Origin of the sequence: Vibrio sp. 1562 (assembly GCF_033340155.1) — a bacterium.
GTDB lineage: Bacteria > Pseudomonadota > Gammaproteobacteria > Enterobacterales > Vibrionaceae > Vibrio > Vibrio alginolyticus.
This window is the reverse complement of record NZ_JAWOVY010000255.1, coordinates 1-770: the sequence shown is the minus strand read 5'-3', so window position 1 is coordinate 770 and position 770 is coordinate 1. Positions and strand designations below refer to the sequence as shown.

The 770-nt window shown below is 47.3% G+C and carries 1 protein-coding gene; it reads right to left on the bottom strand.

The features are described 5' to 3' along the window. Nucleotides 1-658 (bottom strand): FtsW/RodA/SpoVE family cell cycle protein (locus tag R7Z49_RS24490; RefSeq protein WP_318112295.1); only part of this gene is annotated, 658 nt, incomplete at its 3' end. Between the last annotated feature and the right edge of the window lie 112 nt (nt 659-770).

Genomic DNA, 770 nt, shown 5'->3' with positions numbered 1-770 from the left:
GGTAACCAGAGCCAAGTGGGTCAGATTCTGGGTGTAAGACCTGACTCACACCGCTTTTTTGGTAGGCTTCCATCACGAAAAACCACAGAATCGGCGCGAGCGTTAGAACGCTCACCACAAATCCGCCAATGATTTTCCAGCTCATACCCGCGAAAAATAACACGAATAGTGCGTAGATCACGGTAAAGATCGCACCATCCAGATCGGGTTGCAGAGCGATCAACCCTGCGGGAACCAAGGTAATCATCAAACAAAGCGCGATTTTACGAAAGTCAGGTCTGCCGCCTTCCAGATGCAGCATCCAAGCTATCATGATCGGAATCGAGAGCTTAATTAATTCCGAAGGTTGAAAACGAAAAAAGCCGATATCTAGCCATCGTTGTGAACCGTTAGTGCTGTCACCAAACAGCGCGACGGCCAGCAGTAACGACACGGCGACAAAATACAAGTACGGTGCCGAGCGTTGATAACTGGCTGCTGGAATGGATGACATCACCAGAATACACACCAGTGTCAGTGCGCAGCGGGCTAAGTGTTTAAAGAGCATGGATTCATCGAAGCCACTGGCGCTCCATAGCGTCAGCGAACTCAATAACATGATCGGAATTATCGCCATCAAAAGTGGCAAATCGATTCTTGGAAAGAAACGCTTGTTCATTTACTACAACCTAAAAACGCTCTCAAAAGAGCGAAAACAACCAGAACTCAAGAGAGTTCAAACTATTCCGATGCTAAGAATCCAATAGGTCGGGTATGTTGGCTTTCTTAGA